Origin of the sequence: Streptomyces viridosporus, assembly GCF_002078235.1 — a bacterium.
GTDB classification, from domain to species: domain Bacteria; phylum Actinomycetota; class Actinomycetes; order Streptomycetales; family Streptomycetaceae; genus Streptomyces; species Streptomyces viridosporus.
Window position 1 is genome coordinate 1 of record NZ_MSGP01000122.1, and the last position, 6,643, is coordinate 6,643.

Annotated in this window: 6 protein-coding genes; 4 read left to right on the top strand and 2 right to left on the bottom strand. The window is 73.8% G+C overall.

Annotated features, from left to right (window positions below):
• The coding region (locus tag B7L92_RS09260) for a glycosyltransferase 87 family protein (protein WP_143626272.1) at positions 1-564 on the bottom strand (564 nt) is incomplete at its 3' end.
• 120 nt (positions 565-684) lie between these two features.
• Between B7L92_RS09260 and B7L92_RS09265 the strand changes: the two genes are divergently transcribed.
• Entirely contained in the window at positions 685-1,827 is a 1,143-nt protein-coding gene (locus tag B7L92_RS09265; protein WP_081236957.1) for a glycosyltransferase family 4 protein, read from the top strand.
• A gap of 85 nt (positions 1,828-1,912) precedes the next feature.
• Here B7L92_RS09265 and B7L92_RS09270 read toward each other — a convergent pair whose 3' ends face one another.
• On the bottom strand, positions 1,913-3,709 hold the full coding sequence (locus B7L92_RS09270) for an AMP-dependent synthetase/ligase (protein ID WP_081236958.1): 1,797 nt from the start codon (positions 3,707-3,709) through the stop codon (positions 1,913-1,915).
• Between the two features lie 294 nt (positions 3,710-4,003).
• Between B7L92_RS09270 and B7L92_RS09275 the strand changes: the two genes are divergently transcribed.
• From B7L92_RS09275 to B7L92_RS09285, 3 genes are all read left to right on the top strand, one after another.
• Positions 4,004-4,801 carry a metallophosphoesterase family protein gene (locus B7L92_RS09275; RefSeq protein WP_081236959.1) on the top strand — a complete coding sequence of 266 codons (798 nt, stop codon included), beginning with the start codon at positions 4,004-4,006 and terminating at the stop codon, positions 4,799-4,801.
• Between the two features lie 122 nt (positions 4,802-4,923).
• Positions 4,924-5,367 (top strand): SRPBCC family protein, encoded by a 444-nt coding sequence (locus tag B7L92_RS09280; RefSeq protein ID WP_004989146.1) that lies wholly within the window; start codon positions 4,924-4,926, stop codon positions 5,365-5,367.
• A 101-nt stretch (positions 5,368-5,468) separates the two neighbouring features.
• Positions 5,469-6,643 (top strand): ArsA family ATPase (locus B7L92_RS09285; RefSeq protein ID WP_081236960.1); only part of this gene is annotated, 1,175 nt, incomplete at its 3' end.

Sequence of the window (6,643 nt, forward strand, 5' to 3'; positions counted from 1 at the left end):
CACCCAGGCGGAACGCCGGCGGACCCCGAGGAGCAGCAGCGCCGGCCACACCTTCAGCAGCGCCCCGAAGCCCGCGAGCGCCCCCATCAGCCGGGGGTGCCGGGCGCCGGCCAGCAGCGCGGCGACCGCCACCGCGGTCACCATCACGTCGTAGCGGGCGTACACCGTCGGCCCGAGCAGCGGCACGCCCGCCACCCACACCCAGGCGCCGCGCGGCGACCGGCCGGGACGCCGGCCCGCGTACCCCAGCAGGGCCAGGACGGCCAGGTCGGCGAGGAGCGCCAGGACGAAGAACGCGGTGGCGTACTCCAGGAAGGGCAGCAGACCGGGGGAGAGGATCGCCAGGGCCGCGGCGGGCGGGTACTGCCAGGTGACGTCGTCCAGCGGGAACGTTCCGGTGCGCAGGACCTCGTACCAGCCCCGGTAGATCACCGACACGTCGCTGGTGACGTCCGGGCCGGGGAAGACGATCACCTTCAGGACGCACAGCAGCAGGGCGGTCCGGGTCAGCCCCCACAGGAGCAGCAGGCCTGCGAGGGACCCTCGTGCGGCCGTCGTCCTCATACGCTCCCTGCCCGTCCGGTGTGCGGTCTTCCGGGGGTCATGATGTCCCGGACACCCGTGCACGGGCCACCGAACGCCGCCGTGACCGCCGGGGAACGGCGTTCGGTAGGGTCGGCGGCGATGCACAAGACCCTGATCGTGACCAACGACTTCCCGCCCCGGCCCGGCGGCATCCAGGCGTTCCTGCACAACATGGCGCTGCGGCTCGACCCCGAGCGCCTCGTCGTCTACGCCTCCACCTGGAAGCGCACCCGGGAGGGCGTCGAGGCGACGGCCGCCTTCGACGCCGAGCAGCCCTTCACCGTCGTGCGCGACCGTACGACGATGCTGCTGCCGACCCCGCGGGTCACCCGGCGGGCCGTCGGGCTGCTGCGCGAACACGGCTGCACCTCGGTGTGGTTCGGGGCGGCGGCGCCGCTCGGACTGATGGCGCCGGCGCTGCGCCGGGCCGGCGCCGAGCGGATCGTGGCCACCACCCACGGCCACGAGGCCGGCTGGGCCCAACTGCCCGCCGCCCGGCAACTGCTGCGCCGCATCGGGCAGTCCACGGACACGATGACCTACCTCGGCGCGTACACGCGCACGCGGATCGCCGCCGCGCTGACCCCCGAGGCGGCCTCCCGGATGGTGCAACTGCCGCCCGGCGTGGACGAGAAGACCTTCCACCCCGGGTCGGGCGGCGACGAGGTCCGGGCCCGGCTCGGGCTGACCGACCGCCCGGTGGTCGTGTGCGTCTCGCGGCTGGTGCCGCGCAAGGGGCAGGACACGCTGATCCGGGCCATGCCCGCGATCCTGGCGGCCGAGCCGGACGCCGTGCTGCTGATCGTCGGCGGCGGCCCGTACGAGAAGGACCTGCGCGACCTCGCCCGGCAGACCGGGGTCGCGGACTCCGTCCGCTTCACCGGCTCGGTGCCCTGGGAGGAGCTGCCCGCCCACTACGGCGCCGGGGACGTCTTCGCGATGCCCTGCCGGACCCGGCGCGGCGGACTGGACGTGGAGGGGCTCGGGATCGTCTACCTGGAGGCCTCCGCGACCGGGCTGCCCGTCGTCGCCGGCGACTCCGGCGGAGCCCCCGACGCGGTGCTCGACGGCGAGACCGGCTGGGTCGTCCCCGGCGGCTCCCCCGACCAGGCCGCCGACCGCATCGTCACCCTCCTCGGCGACGCGGAGCTGCGCCGCAGGATGGGCGAGCGGGGCCGCCGGTGGGTCGAGGAGAAGTGGCGCTGGGACCTGTTGGCGGAAGAGCTGAAGAAGCTGCTGTAGGGCCTCCTCGGCCCCGTACGACGCGGCGCGGTGCCCGGATCCGGGATCCGGGCACCGCGCCGTCGTGTGTGCGCCCCCGCGCGCCCTACTTCGCGTAGATCGCCTCGATCTCGTGGGCGTAGTCCTTCGCCACCACGCTCCGCTTCAGCTTCAGGGACGGGGTCAGATGGCCCGACTCCTCCGTGAACTGGGCGGGGAGGATGCGGAACTTGCGGACCGACTCCGCCTTGGAGACCGCCGCGTTGCCGTCGTCGACCGCCGCCTGGATCGCCGCGATCAGGTCCGGGTCCTCGCTCAGGGACGCCGCGGTGGAGCCCTCCGGCTTGCCGTGCTCGGCGCACCAGCGGACCAGGAACTCCTCGTCGACGGTGACCAGCGCGCCCACGAACGGACGCCCGTCGCCCACCACCATGCACTCCGCGACCAGCGCGTGCGCGCGGATCCGGTCCTCTATCACCGCCGGGGCGACGTTCTTGCCGCCCGCGGTGACCAGGATCTCCTTCTTGCGGCCGGTGATCCGCAGGTAGCCGTCCTCGTCCAGGGTGCCGATGTCCCCGGTGTGGAACCAGCCGTCGGCCAGCGCCTCGGCCGTCGCGGCCGGGTTGTTCCAGTACTCCTTGAACAGGTGCTCGCCGTGCAGCAGCACCTCGCCGTCGTCCGCGATGCGGATCACCGAGCCGGGCAGCGGCTGGCCGACCGTGCCGATCTTCTGCCGGTCCCACGGGTTGAACGCGGTGGCCGCACAGGACTCGGTCAGGCCGTAGCCCTCCAGGACGCTGAAGCCGATGCCGCGGAAGAAGTGGCCCAGGCGCTCGCCCAGCGGGGCACCGCCCGAGATGGCGTACTCGCCGAGCCCGCCGAGCACCGCGCGCAGCTTGCCGTAGACGAGCCGGTCGAACACCTTGTGCTTGATCTTCAGGCCGAGCGACGGCCCGGACGGCGTGTCCAGCGCCCGGCTGTACGCGATCGCGGTGTCCGCGGCCCGGTCGAAGATCTTGCCCTTGCCGTCGGCCTGCGCCTTGGCGCGCGCCGAGTTGTAGACCTTCTCGAACACCCGCGGCACACCCAGGATCAGGGTCGGGCGGAACGAGGCCAGCTCGTCGGTGAGGTTCTTGATGTCCGGCACACAGCCCAGCTTGATCGGCGCGATCATGGGCGCGACCTGCACCAGCCGTCCGAAGACGTGCGCGAGCGGCAGGAAGAGCAGCACGGAGCACTCGCCGGTGCGGAACAGCGGACGCAGCCGCTCCACGATGTTGCCGCACTCGGCGAAGAAGCTGCGGTGGGTGAGCACACAGCCCTTGGGGCGGCCGGTCGTGCCGGAGGTGTAGACGATCGTCGCGGGGTCGTCGGCCTTCGCGATCGAGCTGCGCTCCTCGACCGTCTCGTCGGTGACGTCCCGGCCGAGGCGACCCAGCTCCTCGACGCCGCCGGCGTCGATCTGCCACACGTTCTCCAGCGCGGGCAGCCGGTCGCGCACCGCCTCCACGGCCGCCGCGTGCACGTCGAGCTCCACGACGCAGGCGGTGGCGCCGGAGTCACCGAGGATCCACGCCACCTGCTCGGGCGAGCTGGTCTCGTACACCGGCACGGTGACCGCGCCGGCGCTCCAGATCGCGAAGTCCAGCAGCGTCCACTCGTAGCGGGTGCGGGACATCAGGGCGACCCGGTCGCCCGGCCGGACGCCGGAGGCGATCAGTCCTTTGGCGGCCGCCCGCACCTCGGCGAGGAAGGTGGTGGCCGTCACGTCCTGCCAGGCACCGTCCACCTTGCGGGCGATGACGGCGACGTCGGGGTGCTGCGCGGCGTTTCTGCGGACGATGTCGGCCAGATTGCCGTCCGCGGGGACCTCGTACAAAGCCGGAAGGCTGAACTCGCGCAAGACTGCTGCTCCTCTTAGGGCGCCGACGCCACGACGTTGTGCGATGCGACGGTGCGGTCCAAGGCTGGGCGGGTACTCGCGAATTCACATGTTGAAATCCCGAGCACGACTGGACTGCCCGGACGTTACCCGTCGGTATGCCCTCTACGACAGGGGGTCCCGGCGAGATGTTCGCTGCGTCACACAGGTGGGTGTTTCATTGCGCACAGTAGTGCACCGCGTCGCCGACGAGCCAGTAACCGCAGGTCCGGCCGCCGTTGTCCGGGCCGCCCCGCGCGCCTACCCTTGATCGCCATGGCATCCGTACCGGGCGGCGACCGCCGCAGGCGCGTCCACGTGGTCAGCGACGTCCACGGCAACGTCCGTGACCTGGCCCGGGCCGGCGAGGGCGCCGACGCCCTGATCTGCCTGGGCGACCTGGTGCTCTTCCTCGACTACGCCGACCACTCGCGCGGCATCTTCCCCGACCTGTTCGGCACCGAGAACGCCCACCGCATCGTGGAACTGCGCACCGCCCGCCGCTTCGAGGAGGCGCGCGCGTTCGGCGCCCGGCTGTGGGCGGACCACGACGAGGACCGGGCCACGGCGATCGAGCGGGCGGTGCGCAGGCAGTACGCCGAGCTGTTCGCCGCCTTCCCCACCCCGACCTACGCCACCTACGGCAACGTCGACGTGCCGCCCCTGTGGCGGGAGTACGCCGGGCCCGGCACGACCGTCCTGGACGGGGAACGGGTGGAGATCGGCGGCTGGACCTTCGGCTTCGTCGGCGGCGGCCTGCGCACCCCCATGCGCACCCCGTACGAGATCGACGACGAGGAGTACGCGGCGAAGATCGAGGCCGTCGGCGAGGTCGACGTGCTGTGCACGCATATCCCGCCGGAGGTCCCGGAGCTGGTCTACGACACCGTCGCGCGCCGCTTCGAACGCGGCAGCCGGGCGCTGCTGGACGCCATCCGCCGCACCCGGCCCCGCTACGCCCTGTTCGGGCACGTGCACCAGCCGCTGGTGCGGCGGATGCGGATCGGCGCCACCGAGTGCGTGAACGTGGGGCACTTCGCGGGCAGCGGGCGCCCCTGGGCGCTCGAGTGGTGAGGCCGCCCCAGGTGGGGTGAGCTGCGCCGGTCCGGTGCGCGGTAGCCTTCCGCTGCACAGGCGTGCGCTGCACTCGCGCACGGCGATCCGACGACCGGCGCGCATCCGGAGGAGCCACGGCGATGGCGGAACACACCAGCTCGAGCATCACGATCGAGGCCGCACCGGCCGATGTCATGGGGGTGATCGCCGACTTCGCCCGCTACCCGGACTGGACCGGTGAGGTGAAGGAGGCGGAGGTCCTCGAGACCGACGAGCAGGGCCGCGCCGAGCAGGTGCGCCTCGTCATGGACGCCGGCGCGATCAAGGACGACCAGACCCTCGCCTACACCTGGACCGGCGAGCACGAGGTCTCCTGGACCCTGGTGAAGTCCCAGATGCTCCGCTCCCTGGACGGCTCCTACCTCCTCGAACCGGCCGGCCCGGGCACGACCGAGGTCACCTACCGGCTGACCGTCGACGTCAAGATCCCGATGCTCGGCATGATCAAGCGCAAGGCCGAGAAGGTCATCATCGACCGGGCCCTGGCGGGACTGAAGAAGCGCGTGGAGTCGGGAGCGAAGTAACGCGCCGCGGACACGCCCGCACTCCGGGGCGCGGGAGCGGTCCGGAGCGAGAACGGGGCGCCCGGCGGTCCCCGCACGCCTCCCGGGTACCGTTCACCCTCATGCGTACCCTCCTGATCACGGGCCCCGGCGGCAGCGGGCGCACCACCGTCGCGGCCGCCACCGCGCACGCCGCCGCCCGTGCGGGCGTCCGCACCCTCCTCCTCGGCACCGACCGGACGGACACCCTGGGCGCGGTCCTGGGCGCGCCCGTCGGGCCCGAACCGTCCGAGGCCGCCCCCCGGCTCACCGTGCGGCGGCTCGACGCCGACGAGGACTTCCGCACCGACCTGGCCGCCCTGCAGGACCGCGCCTCCTCCGCGCTCGACCTGCTCGGCGCCTCCCGGCTCGACCCCGAGGAGCTCACCCCGCTGCCCGGCGCCGGGGAACTCGCCCTGCTGCGCGCCCTGCGGGACGCGGCCCTGCCGGGAACGCACGACCTCCTCGTCGTCGACCTGCCGCCCGTCCCGCGGGCCCTCGACCTGCTCGCCCTCCCCGAGGTGCTCCGCCGCTACCTGCGCCGCCTGCTCCCGCCCGAGCGGCAGGCCGCCCGCGCCCTGCGCCCCGTGCTCGGCCGCCTCGCCGGTGTCCCGCTGCCCGCCGAGTGGCTGTACGAGACCGCCGCCCGGCTGGACCTCCAGCTCGCCGCCGCCGAGGCCGTGCTCGCCGACCGCGGCACCGCCGTACGCCTGGTCGCCGAGCCGGGACCCGCCGGCGCCGACGCCGTCCGCACCGCGACCCTCGGTCTGGCCCTGCGCGGACTGCGCACCGACGTCCTGGTCGCGACCCGCGTCCTGCCGGAGGGCGTCGAGGACAGCTGGCTCGCCGGCCCGGTCGCCCAGCAGCGCAAGACCCTGGAGGAGTGGCGGGAGACCCACGACGTCCGCCCCGTCGCCCACCTCGGGCGCGACCCGCGCGGCGCCGACGACCTCGCCGCGCTCGCCGTGCCCGGCGCCGACGCGGGGTCCGCCGCCGAGAGGTCCTCCGCCGCCGAGGGGCCCTCCGCCGTCGAGTGGCCCGTCACCGACTCCCTCGCCGACGACGGCGTGCTGGTCTGGCACCTCCCGCTGCCCGGCGCCCGGCGCGAGGAACTGGACCTGATCCGGCGCGGCGACGAACTCGTCGTGACCGCCGGACCGTTCCGCCGGACCGTCCCGCTGCCCTCGGCGCTGCGCCGCTGCACCGTCGACGGCGCCGCCCTGCGCGAGGGCGAGCTGCGGATCCGGTTCCGGCCGGA